4 protein-coding genes are annotated in these 24,323 nt (G+C 75.3%); 1 reads left to right on the forward strand and 3 read right to left on the reverse strand.

Going from position 1 to position 24,323, the window contains the following annotated elements; all coding sequences use genetic code 11:
- The 3 genes from ACIBH3_RS27155 to ACIBH3_RS27165 form a co-directional block, all read right to left on the reverse strand.
- Positions 1–4,106, reverse strand: a 4,106-nt coding sequence (locus tag ACIBH3_RS27155) for a type I polyketide synthase (protein ID WP_396314703.1), incomplete at its 3' end; no start/stop codon positions are given.
- A 358-nt stretch (positions 4,107–4,464) separates the two neighbouring features.
- Positions 4,465–5,583, reverse strand: a complete 1,119-nt coding sequence (locus ACIBH3_RS27160) for an agmatinase family protein (protein WP_396314704.1) — start codon at positions 5,581–5,583, stop codon at positions 4,465–4,467.
- Positions 5,584–5,888: 305 nt separating this feature from the next.
- Entirely contained in the window at positions 5,889–21,560 is a 15,672-nt protein-coding gene (locus tag ACIBH3_RS27165; protein WP_396314705.1) for a type I polyketide synthase, read from the reverse strand.
- Between the two features lie 644 nt (positions 21,561–22,204).
- Between ACIBH3_RS27165 and ACIBH3_RS27170 the strand changes: the two genes are divergently transcribed.
- Entirely contained in the window at positions 22,205–24,271 is a 2,067-nt protein-coding gene (locus tag ACIBH3_RS27170) for a discoidin domain-containing protein (RefSeq protein ID WP_396314706.1), read from the forward strand.
- Positions 24,272–24,323: the final 52 nt, after the last annotated feature.

Genomic DNA, 24,323 nt, shown 5'->3' on the forward strand with positions numbered 1-24,323 from the left:
AACGCCCGGGCCAGGACCGCCGACGACTCGACGTCCTCGTCCAGGTCCACCAGCACGATCCGGCCCGGGTTCTCCGACTGCGCCGAACGCAACAGACCCCAGACCGCAGCAGCGGCAAGATCCTCACCGGTGCTCGCACCGCGCGTCACCACCACCAGGCGGGAGTCCGCGAACTCCTCCGCCGCCAGCCACTCCTGCACCAGCGCCAGCGCCTCCCGCACCGCCGCGTGGGTGGCAGCGGCAGCGTCGCCGGCAGGAGCGACAGCCCCGGCGGGCAGCGGGACCAGCACCGCCCCCGGCACGGCCCCGGCCGCCGCCACGGCCGCCAGATCGGCGAAGCACACCGCGCCCGGCAGGCCGAGGTCCTCGTCGCCCAGCACGGCGATCGCCCCGGCCGGAGCGTCCGGCGGCAACGCCACCGGCATCCACTCCCGGCGGAACAGCGACTCATGCCCGCCCGAGGCCGCCAACTGCTCGGCTGCGAACGGACGCAGCACCAGCGACTCGACCACCGCGACCGGCTGCCCGGTGGCATCCGCCACTGCGAGCGACACGGCATCCGTGCCCGCCACCGAGATCCGCACCCGAAGCTCACCGGCACCGGCCGCGTGCAGGGACACCCCCGTCCAGGCGAACGGCAGCCGCCCCTGACCGGTATCCTCCAGCAGCCCGCCCACGCCCACGGCGTGCAGCGCGGCATCCAGCAACGCCGGATGCAGACCGAACAGCCCGGCCTCCGCCCGCGCCTCCTCCGGCACGGCAACCTCGGCGAACACCTCACCGTCCCGCCGCCACGCCGCCCGCAGCCCCCGGAACACCGGCCCGTACTCCAGCCCTGCGGCAGCGAGTCCCTCGTACAGCCCGTCCACCGCGACCGGCTCCGCGCCGGCCGGCGGCCACTGCGCGGGCTCGAAGGCAGGGGGTACGACCGTGGGTGACAGGAAGCCCGTCGCGTGGCGCGTCCAGGGCAGTTCGGGCCACGTGTCGTCGTCGGTCTCGTCGTCCTGCGGACGGGAGTGCAGGCTCAGCGGCCTGCGTCCCAGCTCGTCGAGGGCCCCCACCGTCAGGCACAGCTGGACGGACCCCGTCACGGGAACCACCAGCGGTGCTTCGACGGTCAGCTCGTCCAGCCTGCTGCACGCCAGCTGGTCGCCGGCCGCCACCGCGAGGTCCACGAAGGCAGTGCCGGGGAGCAGCACCCGGCCCGCGACGGCGTGGTCGGCCAGCCAGGGATGCGTCCGCAGCGACAGGCGCCCGATGAACAGTCGCCCGTCCAGCTCGGGCACCGACACGACGGCCCCGAACAGTGGGTGCGTGATCGAGCCGAGGCCGGCCGCCGTGACGTCACCGATCTGATCGGCGCCGCTGTCGAGCCAGTACCGCTCGCGCTGGAAGGCGTACGTGGGCAGGTCGACGCGGTGGGCGGCGGTGCCGGCGAAGACGGCCTGCCAGTCCAGCTTGACGCCGCGCACGTGCAGCTGGGCGAGAGCGGTGGCGAAGCTCTGAGCCTCGGCGCGGTCCCGACGCAGGGCCGGGGTCAGGACGGCGTCGGAGTCCTCCGTCAGGCACTGCTGAGCCATCGCGGTCAGCGTGCCGTCCGGGCCGAGCTCCAGGAACGTCCGGACGCCCTCGGCCTCCAGCACCTGGACGGCGTCGGCGAAGCGGACGGCCTCGCGGACGTGGCGCACCCAGTACTCGGGGTCGGTGAGTTCGGTGGACGCGAGCGCGCCCGTCAGGGTCGAGACGACCGGGATCCGCGGCGCCTGGAAGGCCACCTGCGCGGCGACCGCACGGAAGTCCGCCAGCATGCCGTCCATCAGCGGCGAGTGGAACGCATGACTGACGGTGAGCCGCTTGGACTTGCGGCCCTCCAGCTCGGCCACCACCGCCAGCACCGCGTCCTCGACGCCCGAGATCACCACCGACGTCGGGCCGTTGACCGCCGCGATCCCGACACCCTCGGTCAGCAGCGGCAGCACCTCCGCCTCCGACGCCTGCACCGCCACCATCGCACCACCGCGCGGCAACGCCTGCATCAACCGCCCACGAGCCGCCACCAACTTCGCGGCGTCCGCCAACGAGAACACACCCGCCACATGCGCGGCAGCCAGCTCACCGATCGAATGCCCCGCCAGGAAGTCCGGCCGCACACCCCACGACTCGACGAGCCGGAACAGCGCGACTTCGAGGGCGAACAACGCCGGCTGGGTGAAGCCCGTCTCGTCGATCAGCTCCGCATCCGCGATCGCCTCGCGCAGCGGACGATCCAGCAACGGATCCAGCGCCGCGCAGACGGTGTCGAAGGCATCCCGGTACACCGGGTACGCGGCGTACAGCTCCTCGCCCATGCCCGTCCGCTGGCTGCCCTGACCCGCGAACAGGAACGCCGTCCGCCCCGCCGTCCCCGACACCCCGGACACCGAAACCGACGCCGAACCCGCAGCCGACCCACCCGCCGCCAGCGCCTCCAGCCCCGCCAGCACCTGCGCCCGGTCACCGCCCACCAGCGCCGCCCGGTGCTTGAGCGCCGCGCGGCCGGTGGCAAGGGACAGGGCGACATCCGCGAGGTGGACGTCGTCGTCGGCGGCCAGGTGGGCCCGCAGGCGCTCGGTCTGGGCCCGCAGGGCCGCTTCGTCGTGGCCGGAGAGCACCAGTGGCACGGGGACCGGCACCGCGCGCGGCGCGTCCACCGTCTCGGCCGACCCGGACGACCCGGCCGGCACGGGGGCCTGTTCGAGGATGGTGTGGGCGTTGGTGCCGCTGACGCCGAAGGAGGAGACGGCGGCCCGGCGCGGGCGGCCGGTCTCGGGCCAGGGGCGGGCCTCGGTGAGCAGCTCGACGGCGCCGGCCGTCCAGTCGACGTGCGGGGAGGGCTCGTCCACGTGCAGGGTCTTCGGCAGCACGCCGTGCCGCATCGCCATGACCATCTTGATGATGCCGCCGACGCCGGCCGCCGCCTGGGTGTGGCCGATGTTGGACTTGAGCGAGCCGAGCCAGAGCGGGCGGTCCTCGTCTCGGCCCTGGCCGTAGGTGGCGAGAAGGGCCTGCGCCTCGATCGGGTCGCCGAGGGTGGTGCCGGTGCCGTGCGCCTCCACCGCGTCGATCTGGTGGGCGGTCAGGCGGGCGGCGGAGAGGGCCTGGCGGATGACGCGCTGCTGTGCCGGGCCGTTGGGGGCGGTGAGGCCGCTGCTGGCACCGTCCTGGTTGACGGCGGTGCCGCGGACCACCGCCAGGACGGGGTGGCCGTTGGCGAGCGCGTCGGAGAGCCGCTCGACGAGCAGCATGCCGACGCCCTCGCCCCAGCCGGTGCCGTCGGCGGCGGCCGCGAAGGACTTGCAGCGGCCGTCGGCCGCGAGTCCGCGCTGGCGGCTGAAGTCGATGAACGCGTTGGGGGTGGACATCACGGCGACGCCGCCGGCCAGCGCCAGCGAGCACTCCCCGGCGCGCAGCGCCTGTACCGCCCAGTGCAGGGCGACCAGCGAGGACGAGCAGGCGGTGTCGACGGTGACGGCCGGACCCTCAAGGCCGAGCGCGTACGCGACGCGGCCGGAGGCGACGCTGCCGGAGTTGCCGTTGCCGAGGTAGCCGGCGACCTCCTCGGGCACCGTGACCAGGCGGGAGGCGTAGTCGTGGTACATCACGCCGGCGAAGACGCCGGTCGCTGTGCCCCGTACGGATTCCGGATCGATCCCGGCCCGCTCGAAGGCCTCCCAGGAGGTCTCCAGCAGCAGGCGCTGCTGCGGGTCCATGGCCAGGGCCTCGCGGGGCGAGATGCCGAAGAACGCCGGGTCGAACTCGGCGGCGTCGTGCAGGAAGCCGCCCTCGCGGGTGTACGAGGTGCCGGGGCGCTCCGGGTCCTCGTCGTGCAGGGCGGAGACGTCCCAGCCGCGGTCGACGGGGAACTCCGAGACGCCGTCGCCGCCGTCGGCGACCAGCCGCCACAGCTCCTCGGGCGAGGTCACCCCGCCCGGGTAGCGGCAGGCCATGCCGACGATCGCGATCGGCTCCGGCTCCTGCTCCTCCAGCTCGCGCAGCCGTCGGCGCGTCTCGCGCAGATCGGCGGTCGCCCGCTTGAGGTAGTCGAGGAGCTTCTCTTCGTTCTCCACGTGCTGTCACACCCTTGAACCCGGTCGTGGGGGCCGTGCCGGCCACTTCGGAACGTCCGAGCACGTCCGGAGGGCCCTGGGCACGGCCGCCGTTGATTCGCGATGAAAACGTGCGCCCGAAACTCCCCGCCGATGCGGGAGATATCTGGCCCCGGCAATTCCGGCTTCGGTTCCCCGCGCCCGCCCGCCGGATTTCGCGGCGCCCCGGCGGGCGATATCCCCCGGCGGGATCGCGGGAATTGCCTGCGCGCCGTCACGCTAGCAGCGGCGCTCAACAGGAGGCATCCCCTAACCTCCCCCTAACCGGGGGTTCCCCGGGTCCCGAATGGACCCGGGGCCCTTTCCTGCGGCCCCGGGATCAGCCCATCGGGAATTTCACCTGGCCGGAGACGATCGGGTTGAGGTAGTTCGGGCCGGCGATCTTCAGGCGGTTCATGGCCAGGCCGGTGAGGCCCTCGAAGATGGCGCGGCGGGCGTTCATGGTGGTGGAGTAGCCGGGGTCCAGGTGCGGGGCGACCTCGACGACGTCCATGCCGATGACCTTGGTCTCGTGGCAGATCCGGCGGAAGGCCGGGAAGATCTCACGGTTGGTCAGGCCGCCGGGCTCGGGGGTGCCGGTGCCGGGGGCGTAGACGGGGTCCAGCACGTCGATGTCGAGCGAGAGGTACACGTACTCCGCCTTCTCCTGGACCTCGGCGATCGCCTTGTCCAGCACGGCGTGGAAGCCGATCCGCTCGATCTCGGCCATGAAGTGCGTCTTCATGCCCTGGCGCCGCATCCAGTTGAAGAGCTGGTTGTCCGGGCCGGTGACGGTGCGCACGCCGACCTGGACCACGTTGCCGGCCGGGATCTTCTCGTCCTCGATGATCCGGCGGATCGGGGTGCTGTGGGTGGCGCGGTGGCCGAGCTGGCTGTCGTGGCAGTCGGGGTGGGCGTCGAAGTGGATGACGCCGATCTTCTCCGGGCCGTACACGTCGGCGAGCGCGCCGACGCTCGGCCAGAGCAGCGAGTGATCGCCGCCCAGCAGCACGGGGACGGCGCCGACCTCGGCGATCTCGCGCACGAGGGAGCGGATCGGGCCGAGCGAGTCGGCGGTGCTGAACGCGTCCACGGCCGCGTCGCCGTAGTCGACCACCTTGAGCACGTCGAAGGGGTTGATCCGGGTGCTGGCGTTGATCATGGCTTCGGGGGTGTTGAAGATGTAACGCTCGTCGGCGCGGATCATGCGCGGGCCGTACGCGGCGCCGCGGTGGCCGACCGAGGAGTCCAGCGGGATGCCCAGCACGGCGACGTCGACGTTGCCCGCGCGCAGGTCCTCCTGGTTGAGGCAGAACGGGACGCCCATAAAGGTCGCCAGGCCCGAGTAGGCGGGGTGTGCGTAGTAGCGGCGCAGGTCGATCGGGCCGGGCTCCCGGGCGGGGGCCGCGGAGCGGTCGATCTCCACGAGGTGTTCCGGGGTCTGAGGCTGGTCGTTCACACACATCTCCTCGGTGGCGTGGCATGGCGGGTGGCGCGGGCAGGGCGATGGCGCTGGGCGCGGTGTGTCGCGCCGCCGGGCGGGGTCGCGGGCCTGCACACACGTCGCTGCGGATCGAGCGTAGATCCGCTGAAATGCCGTCAATACCCGTGCGAGCCACCTACCCGACCCCTAGTTCGCAAGGACCGACCCCTACCCCTGCCGCGGCGGACGCGGACGGACGTCGACGCGGACAGGGGCAGGGACCGGGGTGGGCGGCGCCGGCCGGCCGCCGGGAGCGGGGGAACTCCCGGCGGGCGCCGGCGTCAGTTCAGGCCGAGCTCCTCGTCGAGGAGGCTGAACAGCTCGTCTGCCGTCGCCGCCTCCAGCGCGGCGTCCTCGGCCGCCCGGGCGGGCTCGGGGCCGGCCGGGGTCCGGGTCTCGGTCCACATCGCGAGCAGCGTGCGCAGGCGGGTGGCAACACTCCGGTGCTCCTCGTCGCCCGGGGAGAGGGCGGCGAGCGCCGACTCCAGCCGGTCGAGTTCCGCGCCGATCGGCAGGGCCGGGGCCGCCGCCTCCCGCTCGCGGGTCTCCTCGCGCAGGTAGGCGGCGAGGGCGGCCGGCGTCGGGTGATCGAAGATCAGCGTCACCGGCAGCCGCAGGCCGGCGGCCGCCCCTAGGCGGTTGCGCAGGTCGACGGCGGTGAGCGAGTCGAAGCCCAACTCCACGAAGCCGCGGGCCGGTTCGATGGCCTCGGCGCCGCCGTAGCCGAGCACCCCGGCGACCTGGGCCCGCACCGCGTCCAGCAGGATGCGGTCGCGGTCGGCGTCCGGCAGGCCGCGCACCTGCTCGGCCAGGGTGCGCGGGGCCTCCTGCCCGGCCCGGTCGGCCGTGGCCGCCCGGGAGCCGGCGGCCGGGCGGCGGGCCGGTATCCGGACCAGGTGGCGCAGCAGGTGCGGCACCGCCTCGGGGTCGCCCTGCGCCCGCAGGGCGGCCGGGTCGAGCCGCATCGGCACCAGGACGGCGTCCGGCAGGGTCGGCACCAGGTCGAACAGGTCCAGGCCCTCGGCGGTGGGCAGCGGGGCGAACCCGGCCCGGGTCATCCGGGCCACGTCGGCCTCGTCCAGCCCGCCGGACATCCCGCCGCCGGTGCCGTCCTGGGCCCACAGGCCCCAGGCCAGCGAGACGGCGGCCCGGCCACCGGCCCGGCGGTGCCGGGCCAGTGCGTCCAGGAAGGTGTTTCCTGCGGCGTAGTTGGCCTGGCCGGGGCCGCCGAGCACGCCGGCGGAGGAGGAGAACATCACGAACGCCGAGAGGTCGAGCCCGGCGGTGAGCTCGTGCAGGTGCCAGGCCGCGTCGATCTTGGGGCGCAGCACCGCCTCCAGCCGCTCGGGCGTCAGTGCGCCCAGCACACCGTCGTCGAGCACGCCCGCGGTGTGGACGACGGCGGTGAGCGGGTGCCCGGCGGGGACGGCGGCGAGCAGGGCGGCGAGCGCCGTCCGGTCGGCGCTGTCGCAGGCCGCGACGGTGGCCTCGGCGCCCAGCGCGGCGAGCTCGGCGATCAGCCCGGCCGCGCCGGGGGCGTCGGCGCCGCGCCGGCTGGTCAGCAGCAGGTGCCGGACGCCGTGCCGGGAGGCCAGGTGACGGGCCACCAGCGCGCCGAGCGCGCCGGTGCCGCCGGTGATCAGGACGGTGCCGTCCGGGTCGAAGGCCGGCCGCTCGGGCCCGGCGCCCTCGGCGTCCGGGGTGGCCGCGACGGGCACCCGGGTCAGCCGCAGGGCGTGCGCGACGCCCCGGCGGACGGCCAGCTGCGGTTCCCCGGAGTCGAGGGCGGCGGGCAGCGCCCGGAGGGACTCGGAGTCCTCGTCGAGGTCGACCAGCACGATCCGGCCCGGATTCTCGCTCTGGGCGGAGCGCAGCAGGCCCCACACCGGCGCGTGCACCAGGTCGGTGAGGTCCTGGTCGTCGGCGGTGGCGACCGCGCCCCGGGTGAGTACCACCAGCCGGGCGTAGGCCGGGCCCTGGTCGGCGGCCCAGTCCTGGGCGAGCCCGAGGGCGCGTCGGACTGCGGCCCGGGCCGCGGCCGGGGTGTCGGCCGCCGGGGCGGTGCCCGGGAAGGCCGGGACGAACACCGTGTCGGGCACCGGCGCCCCGCCGGTGACGGCGGCCGCCAGCGCGGCGAGGTCGGCGTAGGCGGGCGGGGCGACCGACGACAGACCGGACAGTGCGGCGGCGGCGCCGAGCACCGCCCAGTGCCGGCCGGCTGCCGCCGGGCTGCCGACCCCGCCCGCGGTGGCGCCGGGCAGGGCGGTCCACTCCGGACGGAACAGCGAGTCGTGGTGGGCGCCGTGGGCGGAGTGCAGCTGCGCGGGCGAGGCCGCGCGCAGCACCAGGGCGTCGACCGTGGCGACCGGGCGGCCGTGCTCGTCCGCGAGGTCCAGCGTCACCGCGTCCTGGCCGGCCGGGGCGAGCCGTACCCGCAGCGCGGCGGCGCCGGGGGCGTGCAGCCGCACGCCCGTCCAGGAGAACGGCAGGCGGGGCCGGCCGGGGTCCTGGTCGGCGGCCGGCACCAGGCCGCCGAGGCCGATGCCGTGCAGGGCGGCGTCCATCAGCGCCGGGTGCAGCCCGTACGGCGCGGCGTCCAGCGGGCGGCCGGCCGGTTCGGGGCGGATCTCGGCGAAGAGCTCGCCGTCCAGCCGCCAGGCGCGGCGCAGACCCTGGAACGCCGGTCCGTAGTCGAGGCCGGCGGCGGCGGACCGCTCGTACAGGCCTTCGGTGTCGACGGGCTCGGCGCCGGGCGGGGGCCACTCGGTGAGCTCGACGCCGTCCGCCGGGGCTCCCTCGGCCAGCAGGCCGGTCGCGTGGCGGATCCAGGGCTCGTCGGCGGGCACGTCCTCGATCCGGGAGTACAGGGCCAGGGCCCGCCGGCCGTCCGGCTCGGCCGCCGCGACGGTCAGGCGCAGCTGGACGCCACCGCGCTCGGGCAGCACCAGCGGTGCGGCGAGCGTGAGTTCGTCCAGCAGGTCGCAGCCGGCCTGCCGGCCTGCCGTCAGCGCGAGCTCCACGAGGGCGGTGCCGGGCAGGACGGCCGTGCCGTGCACGGTGTGCTCGGCCAGCCAGGGCTGGGTGGAGCGGGCCAGCCGGCCGGTGAACACCACGGAGCCGGTGTCGGGGAGTTCGACGGCCGCGCCGAGCAGCGGGTGGCCGGCCAGGTCGAGTCCGGCGGAGGCCATGTCCCCGGCGGACAGGCCGGTGTCCAGCCAGTAGCGCTCCCGTTGGAAGGCGTAGGTGGGCAGGTCGATCCGACGGGCGTGGTGGCCCGCGGTCAGGGCCCGCCAGTCGACCTCGGCGCCGCGTACGTGGAGTCCGGCGAGGGCGCCGGCCAGGGTGAGGGGTTCGGGCCGTTGGCGGTGCAGGGCGGGCAGGAAGGCGGCGCCCGTCCCGGTGGTGCAGTCCTGGCCCAGGGAGCTGAGGACGCCGTCGGGGCCGAGCTCCAGGTGGCGGGTGACGCCCTCGGCCTCCAGCACCCGGACGGCGTCGGCGAAGCGGACGGCCTCGCGGACGTGGCGTACCCAGTACCCGGGGTCGGTGAGCTCCTCGGCCGTGGCGAGCGCGCCGGTGAGGGTGGAGACGATCGGGATCCGCGGCGCCTGGTACGTCAGCGTCTCGGCGACGGCGCGGAAGTCGTCCAGCATGCCGTCCATCAGCGGGGAGTGGAAGGCGTGGCTGACGGTGAGGCGCTTGGTGCGCCGGCCGTCGGCGGCCAGCTTCTCGGCGATCTCCAGGACGGCGGTCTCGGTACCCGAGAGCACCACGGACGTGGGCCCGTTGACGGCGGCGATCGCGACGCCGTCGGTGAGCAGCGGCAGTACCTCGGCCTCGGCGGCCTCGACGGCGACCATCGCCCCGCCGCGCGGCAGCGCCTGCATCAACCGGCCACGAGCCGCTACCAGCTTCGCCGCGTCCGCCAGCGAGAACACACCCGCCACATGCGCGGCCGCCAGCTCACCGATCGAGTGCCCGGCCAGGTAGTCCGGCCGCACCCCCGAGGACTCCACCAGCCGGAACAGCGCCACTTCGAGGGCGAACAGCGCGGGCTGGGCGCAGCCGGTCTCGTTGATCAGCTGCGGGTCGGCGACGGCCTCGCGCAGCGGACGGTCCAGCAGCGGGTCCAGCTCCGCGCACACCGCGTCGAACGCCTCGGCGAACACCGGGAAGGCCGCGCACAGCTCCTGCCCCATGCCGGCCCGCTGGCTGCCCTGGCCGGTGAACAGGAAGGCGGTACGGCCGGGGGCGGCCGAGCCGCGCAGCAGACCGGGTGCCTCGGCGCCCTCGGCGAGCGCGGCCAGGGCGGTGAGCAGCTCGGCCTGCCCGGCGGCGACCAGGACGGCGCGCTGCTCGAGGGTGGCCCGCGTGGTGGCGAGCGCGTGGCCGACGTCCAGCGGCTCCGGCGCGGGGTGGTCCTCCGCCAGGTGCGCCAGCAGGCGGGCGGCCTGGGCGCGCAGGGCCGGCTCGCCCTTGGCGGAGAGCGGCCAGGCCAGCACGGGCGGCCGGGCCCCGGCGGGCACGGCCGGATCGTCCTGCGGGGCCTGTGGGGCCTGCGGGGCCTGTGGGGCCTGCTCCAGGATGGTGTGGGCGTTGGTGCCGCTGATCCCGAAGGAGGACACCCCGACCCGGCGGGGCCGGCCGGTCTCCGGCCAGGGGACGGATTCGGTGAGCAGCGTGACCGCGCCCGCCTCCCAGTCCACGTGCGGCGAGGGCTCGTCCACGTGCAGGGTCTTGGGCAGCACACCGTTACGCATCGCCATGACCATCTTGATCACACCGGCGACACCCGAGGCGGCCTGGGTGTGCCCGAGGTTGGACTTCACCGAGCCGAGCCGGAGCGGCCGCTCGGCGCTGTGCTCCTGGCCGTACGTGGCGAGCAGGGCCTGCGCCTCGATCGGGTCGCCGAGGCGGGTGCCGGTGCCGTGCGCCTCGACGGCGTCCACGTCGGCGGCGCTCAGGCCGGCGTCGGCCAGCGCCTGGCGGATGACGCGCTGCTGGGAGGGGCCGTTGGGCGCGGTGAGCCCGTTGGAGGCGCCGTCCTGGTTGACGGCCGAGCCACGCACGATGGCCAGCACCTGGTGGCCGTTGCGGCGGGCGTCGGAGAGGCGCTCGACGAGCAGCATGCCCGCGCCCTCGCCCCAGCCGGTGCCGTCGGCGGCCGCCGCGAAGGACTTGCAGCGGCCGTCCTCGGCGAGGCCGCGCTGGCGGCTGAATTCCATGAAGGTACCGGGGGTGAACATCACCGTCACCCCGCCGGCCAGCGCCATGGTGCACTCGCCGTTGCGCAGCGCCTGGGCGGCCAGGTGCAGGGCGACCAGCGAGGACGAACAGGCCGTGTCGACGGTGACGGCCGGGCCCTCAAGGCCGAAGGTGTACGCGACGCGGCCCGACACGACGCTGCTGGAGCTGCCGGTGCCCAGGTAACCCTCCACCTCGTCGGGCGCGGTGCGCAGCCGGGTGCCGTAGTCGTGGTACATCACGCCGGCGAAGACACCGGTACGGCTGCCGCGCATGGTCGCCGGGTCGATGCCGGCGCGCTCGAACACCTCCCAGGTGGTCTCCAGCAGCAGCCGCTGCTGCGGGTCCATGGCCAGGGCCTCGCGCGGCGAGATCCCGAAGAAGGCCGGGTCGAAGTAGTTGGCGTCGTGCAGGAACCCGCCCTCGCGGGTGTACGAGGTGCCGGGGTGATCGGGGTCCGGGTGGTAGAGCGCGTCGAGGTCCCAGCCGCGGTCGGTGGGGAAGCCGGTGATGCCGTCGCGCTCGCCCGCGATGAGCTGCCACAGCTGCTCGGGCGAGGAGATGTCGCCGGGGTAGCGGCAGGCCATGCCCACGATGGCGATCGGATCCTCGTCGCCGGTGCCCGTGGTGGTGCCGGCGGGCCGCAGGTCGGCGGCGGCGGGCCGGTCGCCGAGGAGTTCGGCGCGCAGGTGGACGGCGAGCGCGGCGGGGCTGGGGTAGTCGAAGACCAGCGTGGCGGGCAGCCGCAGGCCGCTCGCGGCGCCGAGCTGGTTGCGCAGCTCGACGGCGGTCAGCGAGTCGAATCCGAGCTCCTTGAAGGCGCGTTCGGCGTCGACGGCGCCGGCGTTCGGGTAGCCGAGCACGGCGGCGACCTGGCCGCGGACGAGGTCGAGCAGCTCGCGCTCCTGCTCGGCGGCGCCGAGTGCGGCGAGCCGCTGGACCAGTTCCGACTCGGCGGTGCCCGTGGCGGGGCCCGCGGTGCGCACGGCCCGGCGCAGCGGGGCGCGGACCAGGCCGCGCAGCAGCGGCGGGAGGTGGCCGCTCGCGGCCTGGGTGCGCAGGGCGGCGGTGCTGATGTGCATCGGCACCAGGACGGCGCCGTCGTCCTGGGCGCGCTGGGCGGCGAGGGCGGCGTCGAACAGGGCCAGGCCCTCGTCGGCGGAGAGCGGGCCCAGGCCCGAGCGCTCCATCCGGGCGAGGTCGTTCTCGGTGAGGTGCCCGCTGACGCCGCTGGCCTGCGCCCACAGGCCCCAGACCAGCGAGGTGGCGGGCAGGCCCCGGGCCCGGCGCCGGCCGGCGAGGGCGTCCAGGTAGGCGTTGGCGGCGGCGTAGTTGCCCTGGCCGGGGCCGCCGAAGAGGCCGGCGGCGGAGGAGAAGAGCACGAAGGCGGCGAGGTCGAGCCCGGCGGTGAGCTCGTCCAGGTGCCGGGCGCCGTCGGCCTTGGGGCGCAGCACGGCGTCCAGGCGGCCGGGGGTGAGCGAGCCGATCACGCCGTCGTCGGTGACGCCGGCGGTGTGGACGACGGCGGTGAGCGGGTGCCCGGCGGGGACGGCGGCGAGCAGGGCGGCGAGCGCCGTCCGGTCGGCGGTGTCGCAGGCCGCGACGGTGGCCTCGGCGCCCAGCGCGGCGAGCTCGGCGATCAGCCCGGCCGCGCCGGGGGCGTCGGCGCCGCGCCGGCTGGTCAGCAGCAGGTGCCGGACGCCGTGCCGGGTGACCAGGTGACGGGCGAGCAACGCGCCGAGCGCGCCGGTGCCGCCGGTGATCAGGACGGTGCCGTCCGGGTCGAAGGCCGGCCGCTCGGGCCCGGCGCCTTCCGCGTCCGGCGTGACCGCGACGGGCACCCGGGTCAGCCGCAGGGCGTGCGCGACGCCCCGGCGGACGGCCAGCTGCGGTTCCCCGGAGTCGAGGGCGGCGGGCAGCGCCCGGGCGGAGCCGGGGTCCTCGTCGAGGTCGACCAGGCTGATCCGGCCGGGGTTCTCGGTCTGCGCGGAGCGCAGCAGGCCCCAGGCGGCGGCGTGCGCCGGGTCGGTGACCTCCGGGTCGTCGGCGGCGGCGACGGCGCCCCGCGTGAGCACCACCAGGTGGGTGTCGGCCGTCCGCTCCTCGGTGAGCCAGCCCTGGAGGAGGGCGAGCACCCGGTACAGCGCCTCGGTGACGGCCTCGGCGCCCCGGGGGGCGTCCGGCCCGGCCGGCGGGAGGCAGGGGGCGAGTGCCACGGCGGGGACATGGGCCGCCGCGGTGAGCGCGGCCAGGTCGGCGTGGCGCTCCACGGGGAGGCCGAGGCCGGCCGGCGGCTCGCCGCCGAGCACGGCCCAGCGCTCGTCGGCGGCGGGGGCGGCGCTCGCACCGAGGGGCAGCGCGACCCATCGCGGGCGGAACAGCGACTCGTGGAACACGGCCTGCGCGGACTGCACCTGCTCGGCCGTCACGGGCCGCAGCACCAGCGAGTCGACGGTGGCGACCGGGCGGCCCTCCTCGTCGTCCAGGCGCAGGGTGACGCCGTCCGTGCCGTGCGGGGTCAGCCGGGCCCGCAGCGCGGCGGCGCCGGCCGCGTGCAGGCGCACGCCCGTCCAGGAGAACGGCAGGCCGGCCTGCCAGTCGGCGCCGTCGGCGACGGTCAGGCCGAGCGCGTGCAGGGCGGAGTCGAGCAGGGCGGGGTGCAGGCCGAAGCGGGCGGCGTCGGCCTCCGCCTGCTGCGGCAGGCGCAGTTCGGCGTACACCTCGCCGTCGTGCCGCCAGGCGCGGCGCAGGCCCTGGAAGGACGGGCCGTAGTCGAAGCCGACCGCGACCATGCCCTCGTAGCGGCCGCCGAGGTCGACCTCGGTGGCGCCGGCGGGCGGCCAGGGGCCGGTGGCGGGTTCGGGCCGGCCGGCGCCGGTGGCGGCGAGCAGTCCGGTGGCGTGCCGGGTCCACGGCTCCTCGGCGGGGAGGTCCTCGCGGCGGGAGTGCAGGCTGAGTTCGCGGCGGCCGCTCGGGTCGGGCGCGCCGAGGGTCAGCCGCAGCTGGACGCCGCCCTGCGGGGGCAGCACCAGCGGTGCGGCGAGGGTGAGTTCCTCCAGCAGGTCGCAGCCGACCTGGTCGCCGGCCCGGATGGCGAGCTCGACGAAGGCGGTGCCGGGCAGCAGGACGGAGCCCAGCACGGCGTGGTCGGCCAGCCAGGGGTGGGTGGCCAGGGCGAGCCGGCCGGTGAACACCAGGCCGCCGGAGTCGGGGAGTTCGGCGGCGGCGCCGAGCAGCGGGTGGTCGGCGGCGCCGAGGCCGGCCATCGTGACGTCGCCCGCGTCCATCGGCGGGACGTTCGGCCAGTAGCGCTCACGCTGGAAGGCGTAGGTGGGCAGGTCGATCCGGCGGGCGCCCTGTCCGGCGAACACCTCGGGCCAGTTCGGGGCCGCACCGCGCACGTACGCCTGGGCGAGGGCGGCGGTGAGCGTCTGCCCCTCGGGGCGGCCGTGGCGCAGCACGGGCGCGAAGGCGGCGGGTTCGGTGGTGCTCTCCTGGGCGAGGGCGCTGAGCACACCGTCGGGGCCGAGCTCCAGGTAGGTGGTGACGCCCTGGGCCTCCAGGGCGCGGACGGCGTCGGCGAAGCGGACGGCCTCCCGGACGTGCCGCACCCAGTACTCGGGCGAGGTCAGCTCCTCCGGCGAGGCCGGGGCGCCGGTGAGGGTGGAGACGAGCGGGATGCGCGGCGCCTGGAAGGTCAGCCGCGCGGCGACGGCACGGAAGTCCGCCAGCATGCCGTCCATCAGCGGGGAGTGGAAGGCGTGGCTGACGGTGAGCCGCTTGGTCCTGCGGCCCGCCAGCTGCTCCGCCACGGCCAGCACGGCGTCCTCGATGCCCGAGATCACCACGGACGTGGGCCCGTTGACGGCGGCGATCGCGACACCCTCGGTGAGCAGCGGCAGCACCTGCGCCTCGGTGGCCTGCACCGCGAGCATCGCCCCGCCGCGTGGCAGCGCCTGCATCAGCCGGCCCCGGGCGGCGACCAGCGCGGCGGCGTCCGCCAGTGCGAACACGCCCGCCACGTGCGCGGCGGCGAGCTCGCCGACGGAGTGCCCGGCCAGCACGTCCGGGTGCAGGCCCCAGCTCTCCAGCAGGCGGAACAGCGCCACCTCGACGGCGAACAGCGCGGGCTGCGCGTACGCCGTCTCGTTGACCAGCGTCTCGTCCGCGATCGCCTCGCGCAGCGGCCGCTCCAGGTGGCGGTCCAGCTCGGCGCAGACCGCGTCGAAGGCCTCGGCGAACGCCGGGTGGGCGGCGTACAGCTCCTCGCCCATACCGGCCCGCTGGCTGCCCTGGCCGGTGAACAGGAAGGCGGTGCGGCCGAGGACGGCCGTGCCGCGGACCAGGCCGGGTGCCTCGCCGCCCTCGGCGAGCGCGGTCAGCGCGGCCAGCCGTTCCTGCTGGTCCTCGCCGGTGATCAGGGCCCGCTGTTCGAGGGCGGCGCGGGTGGTGGCCAGCGAGTGACCGACGTCCAGCGGGCTCAGCGCGGGCTGCTCGGCGAGCAGGGCGGCAAGCCGCGCGGCCTGGCCGCGCAGCGCCTCCGCGCTGCGGGCGGAGAGCGGCCACGGCACGGTGGCCGGCGCGACGGGCGCGGGCGCGGGGGCGTCCTCGGGCGCGGGGGCCTGCTCGATGATGGTGTGCGCGTTGGTACCGCTGACGCCGAAGGAGGACACGGCGGCCCGCCGGGGCCGCCCGGTCTCGGGCCAGGGGCGGGCCTCGGTGAGCAGTTCGACCGCGCCGGCCGACCAGTCGACGTTCGGCGAGGGCTCGTCCACGTGCAGGGTCTGCGGCAGCAGGCCGTGCTGCATCGCCAGGACCATCTTGATGACGCCGGCGACACCGGCGGCGGCCTGGGTGTGGCCGAGGTTGGACTTCACCGAGCCGAGCCAGAGCGGCTGCTCCCCGGTGTGCGCCCGGCCGTACGTGGCGAGCAGCGCCTGCGCCTCGATCGGGTCGCCGAGGGCGGTGCCGGTGCCGTGCGCCTCCACCGCGTCGACCTCGGCGGGCGACAGCCCGGCCGAGGCGAGCGCCTGGCGGATCACCCGCTGCTGCGACGGGCCGTTCGGGGCGGTGAGGCCGTTGGAGGCGCCGTCCTGGTTGACGGCGGAGCCGCGGACCAGCGCCAGTACGGGGTGGCCGTTACGGCGGGCGTCGGACAGCCGCTCGACCAGCAGCAGGCCGACGCCCTCGCCCCAGCCGGTGCCGTCGGCCCCGGCCGCGAACGCCTTGCAGCGCCCGTCGGCGGCCAGGCCCCGCTGGCGGCTGAAGTCGATGAAGTTGCCGGGGGTGGACATCACGGTGACGCCGCCCGCGAGCGCCAGTTCGCACTCACCCGAGCGCAGCGCCTGGATCGCCCAGTGCAGCGCGACCAGTGAGGAGGAGCAGGCGGTGTCGACGGTGACGGCCGGGCCCTCCAGGCCCAGCGTGTAGGCGATCCGGCCGGAGAGCACGCTGGCCGCGTTGCCGGTGCCGAGGAACCCCTCGGAGCCGTCGGGGGCGCTCAGGATGAGCGGCAGGTAGTCCTGGCCGTTGGTGCCCGCGAAGACGCCGGTCCGGCTGCCGCGCAGGCTCGCCGGGTCGATGCCGGCCCGCTCGATGGCCTCCCACGAGGTCTCCAGCAGCAGCCGCTGCTGCGGGTCCATCGCGAGCGCCTCGCGCGGCGAGATGCCGAAGAAGCCGGGGTCGAAGGCGCCCGCGTCGTCCAGGAAGCCGCCCTCGCGGACGTAGCTGGTGTCCGGGTGGTCCGGGTCGGGGTGGTAGACGGCGTCGAGGTCCCAGCCGCGGTCACCGGGGAAGGGGATCAGCGCGTCGGTGCCGTCGGCGAGCAGCCGCCACAGCTCCTCGGGCGAGCCCACCCCGCCGGCGAAGCGGCAGCTCATGCCGACGATGGCGATCGGTTCGTCGTCCGCGCCGGCGCCCGCCGCCCGCTCGGGGGCGGCCTCGGGGGCGGCGCCGAGCAGTTCGGCGCAGAGCAGCTCGGCGAGGGCGGTGGCGTTGGGGTGATCGAAGACGAGCGTGGCGGGCAGCCGCAGCCCGGTGAGGACGGCGAGCAGGTTGCGCAGTTCGACGGCGGTCAGCGAGTCGAAGCCCAGCTCGCGGAAGGCCCGGCCGGGTTCGACGTCCTGCGGCCCGGCGTGGCCGAGGACGGCGGCGACCTGGGTGCGGACGAAGTCCAGCGCCAGGCGGGGCCGCTCGCTCTCGGCGGCGGCGAGCAGCCGCTGCCGGAGCGAGGAGGCGTCCGACTGGGCCTGGTACTCGGCGTCGGCGGCGGCCATCGCCTGTCGGGCCTGGGGCAGCTCGTCGAAGAGGGTGCTGGGGCGGATGGCGGTGTACTGGGGCGCGAAGCGGTCCCAGAGCACGTCCACCACGATGGAGAAGGTCTCGTCGAGGTCGAGGGCGTGCTGCATGGCGGCGACGGCGGTGGCCGGGTCGAGGGCCGGGACGCCGCCCCGGCGCAGCCGCTCCTTGACGGTGTCGTCCACCGCCATGCCGCCCTCGGCCCAGGCGCCCCAGGCCATCGCGGTCGCGGGCAGGCCGGCGGCGCGGCGCTGCTCGGCGAGCGCGTCCAGGAAGGCGTTGGCGGCCGCGTAGTTGGCCTGGCCGGGGCCGCCGAAGGTGCCGGCGAAGGAGGAGAACATCACGAACGCCGAGAGGTCGAGCCCCCGGGTGAGTTCGTGCAGGTTGACGGCGGCGTCCACCTTGGGGCCCAGCACGCCGGCGAGGCGCTGCGGGGTGAGCGCGTCCAGCACGCCGTCGTCCAGCACACCGGCCGCGTGGACCACGGTGCTCAGCGGGTACTTCGCGGGGATCTCGGCCAGCAGGGCGGCGACCGCGGCTCGGTCGCTCACGTCACAGGCCGCGACGGTCACCCGGGTGCCCAGGGCGGTGAGTTCGGCCTCCAGCTCGGCGACACCGGCGGCGTCCCGGCCCCGGCGGCTGGTCAGCAGCAGGTGCTCCGCGCCCTGGCGGGCCAGCCAGCGGGCGACATGGGCGCCGAGGGCGCCGGTACCGCCGGTCACCAGGGCGGTGCCGCGCGGGGACCAGCCCTCGGCCGGGGCCTCGGCGCGCGGGGCGCGGACCAGGCGGCGGGCCAGGATGCCGGACGGGCGGATCGCCAGGTGGTCCTCGGCGCCGAGGCCGGCGAGCACCGCGGCGAGGCGGGCCTGCGCCCGCTCGTCCGGGGCCGGCGGCAGGTCGATCAGGCCGCCCCAGCGGTCGGGGTGCTCCTGGACGACGACTCGCCCGAGGCCCCAGACCTGGGCCTGGACGGCGCTCTCCAGCCGGTCGGAGCGGCCGGTGCTGACGGCGCCGCGGGTGGCGCACCAGAGCGGCGCCTCGATGCCCGCGTCGCCGAGCGCCTGCACCAGGGCGAGGGTGCCGGTGAGGGCGAGTGGCGCCGACGGGTGCTCGGGGTGGCGGCCGGCGGCCAGCGGGAGCAGCGAGAGGACGCCCGCGAACTGCTCCCCGTCCGCAGGGAGTTCGGCGTGCAGCAGCGCGGCGAGTGCGGCCCGGTCGGTGGCCGCCGGGTCGACGGCGAGGTGCCGCACGCGCACGCCGCGCCGGGTCAGGGCGGTGGCGGCGGCCGTCACCCAGGCATCGGCGCCCTCGGACTCGGCGCCCTCGGCGCCCTCGGCGCCCTCCAAGCCTGCGCCGGCGTCGGCGTCGGCGGCCGGGGTCACCAGCAGCCAGGCCCCGGAGAGCTGGGCGGCGGGCGTCTCGGTGACCGGCCGCCAGGTGATCCGGTAGCGCCAGTCGTCGACGGTGGAGCGCAGACGGCTGTGGCGGCGCCAGGCGGTCAGCGCGGGCAGCACCGAGCTGAGCGGCTGGTCGCCGGCGACCGCCAGGGTGGTGGTGAGCGCCTCCAGGTCACCGCGCTCGACGGCCGCCCAGAACTCCTCGTCGACCGGGGATCCGGCCGACGGCTCGGTGCCCGTGCCCTCGTCCCAGGCCCCGGCGGTGGGCCAGAAGCGGCGCTGCTGGAAGGCGTAGGTGGGCAGGTCGACGTGGCGCGCGCCGGTGCCGGCGAAGTACGCCTGCCAGTCGGCGCGCACCCCGCGCACCTGAAGCTGCGCGAGGGCGGTGGTCAGCGCGCGCAGCTCCGGGCGGTCGGCGCGCAGGGCCGGGGCGAAGGCGCTGTCGGCGCGCTCCGCGCTCTCCTGGCCGAGGGCGGTCAGCACCCCGGCCGGGCCCAGCTCCAGGAACGTCCGGACGCCCTCGGCCTCCAGCACCCGGACGGCGTCGGCGAAGCGGACGGCCTCGCGGACGTGGCGCACCCAGTACTCGGGGTCGGTGAGTTCGGTGGACGCGAGCGCGCCCGTCAGGGTCGAGACGACCGGGATCCGCGGCGCCTCGAAGGCCACCTGCGCGGCGACCGCACGGAAGTCCGCCAGCATGCCGTCCATCAACGGCGAATGGAACGCATGACTGACGGTGAGCCGCTTGGACTTGCGGCCCTCCAGCTCGGCCACCACCGCCAGCACCGCGTCCTCGACGCCCGAGATCACCACCGACGTAGGCCCGTTGACCGCCGCGATCCCGACACCCTCGGTCAGCAGCGGCAGCACCTCCGCCTCCGACGCCTGCACCGCCACCATCGCACCACCGCGCGGCAACGCCTGCATCAACCGCCCACGAGCCGCCACCAACTTCGCGGCATCGGCCAGCGAGAACACACCCGCCACATGCGCGGCGGCCAGCTCACCGATCGAATGCCCCGCCAGGAAGTCCGGCCGCACACCCCACGACTCCACCAGCCGGAACAGCGCCACCTCCAACGCGAACAACGCCGGCTGCGTGAAGCCCGTCTCACCGACCAGCTCCGCATCCGCGATCGCCTCGCGCAACGGACGACCCAGCAACGGATCCAGCTCCGCGCAGACAGCGTCGAAGGCCTCCCGGTACACCGGGTACGCGCCGTACAGCTCCTCGCCCATGCCCGTCCGCTGGCTGCCCTGGCCGGTGAACAGGAAGGCCGTGTGGCCCTCGACCGGCGAGCCGAGCACCAGGTCGGCCGAGCGCCCGCCCGTCGCCAACGCGTCCAGCGCGGCGAGGAACTCCTCGCGGCCGTCCGCCACCAGCACCGCGCGCTGCTCCAGCGCGGCTCGGCCGGTGGCGAGCGTGTAGGCGACGTCCAGGGGCCGCAGGCCCGGCTTTGCCGTCAGCCGCTCGCGCAGCCGGGCGGCCTGCGCCCGCAGCGCCGCCTCACCCTTGCCGGAGAGCGGCCAGGGCAGCACGGCGGGCACCGGCAGAACGGCCCCGGCGGCCCCGGCGCCCTCGGTGCCCCCGTCCGCCGCCGGGTCCCGGTCCGCCACCGCCTGCTCCGCCTCCGGCGGGGCCTGCTCGATGATGGTGTGCGCGTTGGTGCCGCTGAAGCCGAACGAGGAGATGCCGACCCGGCGCGCCCGCCCGGTCTCCGGCCACGGGCGGGCCTCGGTGAGCAGCTCCACCGCGCCCGCCGACCAGTCGACGTTGGCGGTCGGCCGGTCCACGTGCAGGGTCTGCGGCAGCAGGCCGTGCCGGATCGCCATGACCGACTTGATGACACCGCCGATGCCCGCCGCGGCCTGGCTGTGGCCGATGTTCGACTTGAGCGAGCCCAGCCAGAGCGGGCGGTCCTCGGGCCGGTCCTGGCCGTAGGCGGCGATGATCGCCTGGGCCTCGATCGGGTCGCCCAGCATGGTGCCGGTGCCGTGCGCCTCCACCGCGTCGACCTGGTCGGGTGTCAGGCGGGCACTGGCCAGCGCCTGGAGGATGACGCGCTGCTGGGAGGGGCCGTTCGGGGCGGTGAGCCCGTTGGACGCGCCGTCCTGGTTGACGGCCGAGCCGCGCACGATGGCCAGCACCGGGTGGCCGCCCCGCCGCGCGTCGGAGAGCCGCTCGACCAGCACCATGCCGGCGCCCTCGGCCCAGCCGGTGCCGTCGGCCGCGTCCGCGAAGGACTTGCAGCGCCCGTCGGTGGCGAGTCCGCGCTGGCGGCTGAAGTCCACGAAGGTGCCGGGGGAGTTCATCACGGTGACGCCGCCGGCCAGGGCGAGTGAGCACTCGCCACTGCGCAGCGCCTGGACGGCCAGGTGCAGGGCGACCAGCGAGGAGGAGCAGGCCGTGTCGACGGTGACGGCCGGGCCCTCCAGGCCCAGGCTGTAGGCGATCCGGCCGGAGACGACGCTGGCGGCGATCCCGGTGCCGAGGTAGCCCTCGACGTCGTCGGCGGAGCCGAGCAGCACCGACAGGTAGTCCTGACCGCTGGTGCCGGCGAAGACTCCGGTCCGCGTGCCGTGCAGCGACAGCGGGTCGATGCCGGCCCGTTCGAAGGCCTCCCAGGACGTCTCCAGCAGCAGCCGCTGCTGCGGGTCCATCGCCAGTGCCTCGCGCGGCGAGATGCCGAAGACGGCGGGGTCGAACTGCGCGAGGTCGTGGATGAACCCGCCCTCACGCGTGTAGCAGGTGCCCGGGTGATCCGGGTCCGGGTGGTAGAGGTTCTCCAGGTCCCAGCCGCGGTCGGCCGGGAAGCCGGACATCGCGTCGGCGCCGGACGCCACCAGCTGCCAGAGGTCCTCGGGCGAGCGGACCCCGCCGGGGTACCGGCAGCTCATCCCGACAATGGCGATCGGCTCCTGGTCCTTGGCCTCGGTCTCCCGCAGGCGCAGCCGCGTCTGGTGCAGATCGGCGGTCACCCGCTTGAGGTAGCCGCGGAGTGTCTCTTCATTCGCCATGTTTACTGTGACCTCTTTACGGCCTTGCGGCTGCGAGCGGATGTTCGCCCAATGCAGGGTTGTTCCGACCGGGCGGCGGGATTTCGCGGGCGGCGCCGCACCGAAATGCGGGCCCGGGCAGCCGGAAATCCCCGGCCGGGCGCCGCTCCACGCAGAAGCGAAAGCCCGCCAGAGGCTTCTCGGTGTCCGAACTCCGCGTTCGCCGGCAGGCCCGACCCGCCTGCCGCCTGCGACGCTCCCGAGCTCATCGGAGAACCATTTCCGGCGCCACGCTAAAAGCGGCTCCCGGGGCGAACAACCCCTACCACTCCCCTACGGGGTGCCCCGGCCGCCGCCCGGGACGTGCGGGGCCGGACCCGGGGATCAGCCCCCGGGGTGCCCCACGGGAGGGTCGCGGCGGCCGGGGCGGCACGCCCGCTCCCCCCGGGGCTCCCGCCGCCACCACCGGATGCCGGCACCTCCAGAGGATCTTGACGCTTCATCAGGTCATCCGTCCGGGACTATTGACTGTCATTCCAACAGTGGAGATTCTCGTCACATCGAGTACGCGGGACATGACAGTCGGCCGGACGGGCGCGGTCATGCCCCGGACGGTCCGGTGCTTCGACCGCGTCATCCGCTCACCGAAGACATGAGTGGTGACCATGACCCAGCACGCGCACAGCAGAACCAGGCTCATCACGCTCCTGTCCCTGCTCCTCACCCTGGTGGCCATGGCACTGGCCGCCCCCGCACCGGGCGCACCGGCCGCGGGCGCGACGCAGTGGTGGAACCCGGTCGCCCGGCCCGCCCCGGACTCGCAGATCAACGTCACCGGCGAGCCCTTCAAGGGCACCGACGCGCAGGGCCACGTACGGGGCTTCATCGACGCGCACACCCACCTGATGGCCAACGAGGCCTTCGGCGGCCGGCTCATCTGCGGCAAGCCGTTCTCCGGACAGGGCGTCGCGGACGCCCTCAAGGACTGCCCGGAGCACTACCCCGACGGCTCGCTCGCGATCTTCGACTACATCACCCACGGCGGCGACGGCAAGCACGACCCCGTCGGCTGGCCGACGTTCAAGGACTGGCCCGCCCATGACTCGCTGACCCACCAGCAGAGCTACTACGCCTGGGTCGAACGCGCCTGGCGCGGCGGCCAGCGGGTGCTCGTCAACGACCTGGTCACCAACGGCGTGATCTGCTCGGTCTACTTCTTCAAGGACCGCGGCTGCGACGAGATGACCTCCATCCGCCTCCAGGCGCAGAAGACGTACGAGCTGCAGGCCTACATCGACACCATGTACGGCGGGCCGGGCAGGGGATGGTTCCGGATCGTCACCGACAGCGCGCAGGCCCGCTCGGTCATCGAACAGGGCAAGCTGGCCGTCGTCCTGGGGGTGGAGACCTCCGAGCCGTTCGGCTGCAAGCAGATCCTGGACATCGCGCAGTGCAGCAGGCAGGACATCGACCGCGGCCTGGACGAGCTGTACGGGCTCGGTGTGCGCAGCATGTTCCTGTGCCACAAGTTCGACAACGCGCTGTGCGGGGTCCGCTTCGACGAGGGCGCCCTCGGCACGGCGATCAACGTCGGCCAGTTCCTGTCGACCGGCACCTTCTGGAAGACCGAGCGGTGCGCCGGGCCGCAGCACGACAACCCGATCGGTCTCGCGCCGGCGCCGGCCGCGCAGCAGGAACTGCCGCAGGGCGTGGCCCTGCCCTCGTACGCCACCGACGCCCAGTGCAACACCCGCGGCCTCACCGAGCTCGGCGAGTACGCCGTACGCGGCATGGTGCAGCGCAAGATGATGCTGGAGATCGACCATATGAGCGTCAAGGCCGCGGGCCAGGCCTTCGACATCCTGGAGTCCGTGTCGTACCCGGGTGTGATCTCCTCGCACAGCTGGATGGACCTCGACTGGACCGAGCGGGTCTACCGGCTCAACGGCTTCGTCGCCCAGTACATGCACGGCGCCGAGGGGTTCAGCGCGGAGGCGCAGCGCACGGCCGCGCTGCGTGACAAGTACCACGTCGGCTACGGCTACGGCACCGACATGAACGGCGTCGGCGGCTGGCCAGGACCGCGCGGTGCGGACACCCCGAACCCGGTGCGCTACCCCTTCCGCAGCGCGGACGGCGGCTCCCTGATCGACCGCCAGACCACCGGCGACCGCACCTGGGACCTCAACACCGACGGCGCCGCGCACTACGGACTCGTCCCGGACTGGCTGGAGGACATCCGGCTGGTCGGCGGCCAGGGCGTGGTGGACGACCTGTTCCGGGGCGCCGAGTCCTACCTCGACACCTGGGGGGCGTCCGAGCAGCACCGGGCCGGGGTGAACCTCGCCGCGGGCTCGTCCGCCTCGGCGAGCTCCGCGGAGTGGAACCCGTTCATCAGCTACGCGCCCGGCCGGGCCGTGGACGGAAGTACGGGCACCCGCTGGGCGAGCGACTGGAGTGACGACCAGTGGCTGCGGATCGACCTCGGGACGACCGCCCTGGTCGGGCGCGTCACCCTGGACTGGGAGCGCGCCTACGGGAAGGCTTACCGCATCGAGGTCTCCACCGACGGCGCGAACTGGCAGTCCGTGTGGTCCACCACCACCGGTGACGGCGGCCTGGACACCGCGCGGTTCACGGGCGTGCCGGCCAGGTACGTCCGGGTCCACGGGCTCCAGCGCGGCACCAGGTGGGGCTACTCGCTCCACGAGGTCGGCGTCCACAGCACCTGACGGGGTCTCGTGTCCGCCCGGCCGCGGGTCCGCGGCCGGGCACCCGGAGCGA

The sequence above is a fragment of the Kitasatospora sp. NPDC050543 genome (genome assembly GCF_044457565.1).
In the GTDB taxonomy this organism is placed as follows: Bacteria; Actinomycetota; Actinomycetes; order Streptomycetales; family Streptomycetaceae; genus Kitasatospora.

Bases quoted from the DNA above. Each gene is read 5' to 3' on its own strand.
- ACIBH3_RS27165 (WP_396314705.1), bottom strand. From the start codon at position 21,560: ATGGCGAATGAAGAGACACTCCGCGGCTACCTCAAGCGGGTGACCGCC.
- ACIBH3_RS27170 (WP_396314706.1), top strand. From the start codon at position 22,205: ATGACCCAGCACGCGCACAGCAGAACCAGGCTCATCACGCTCCTGTCC.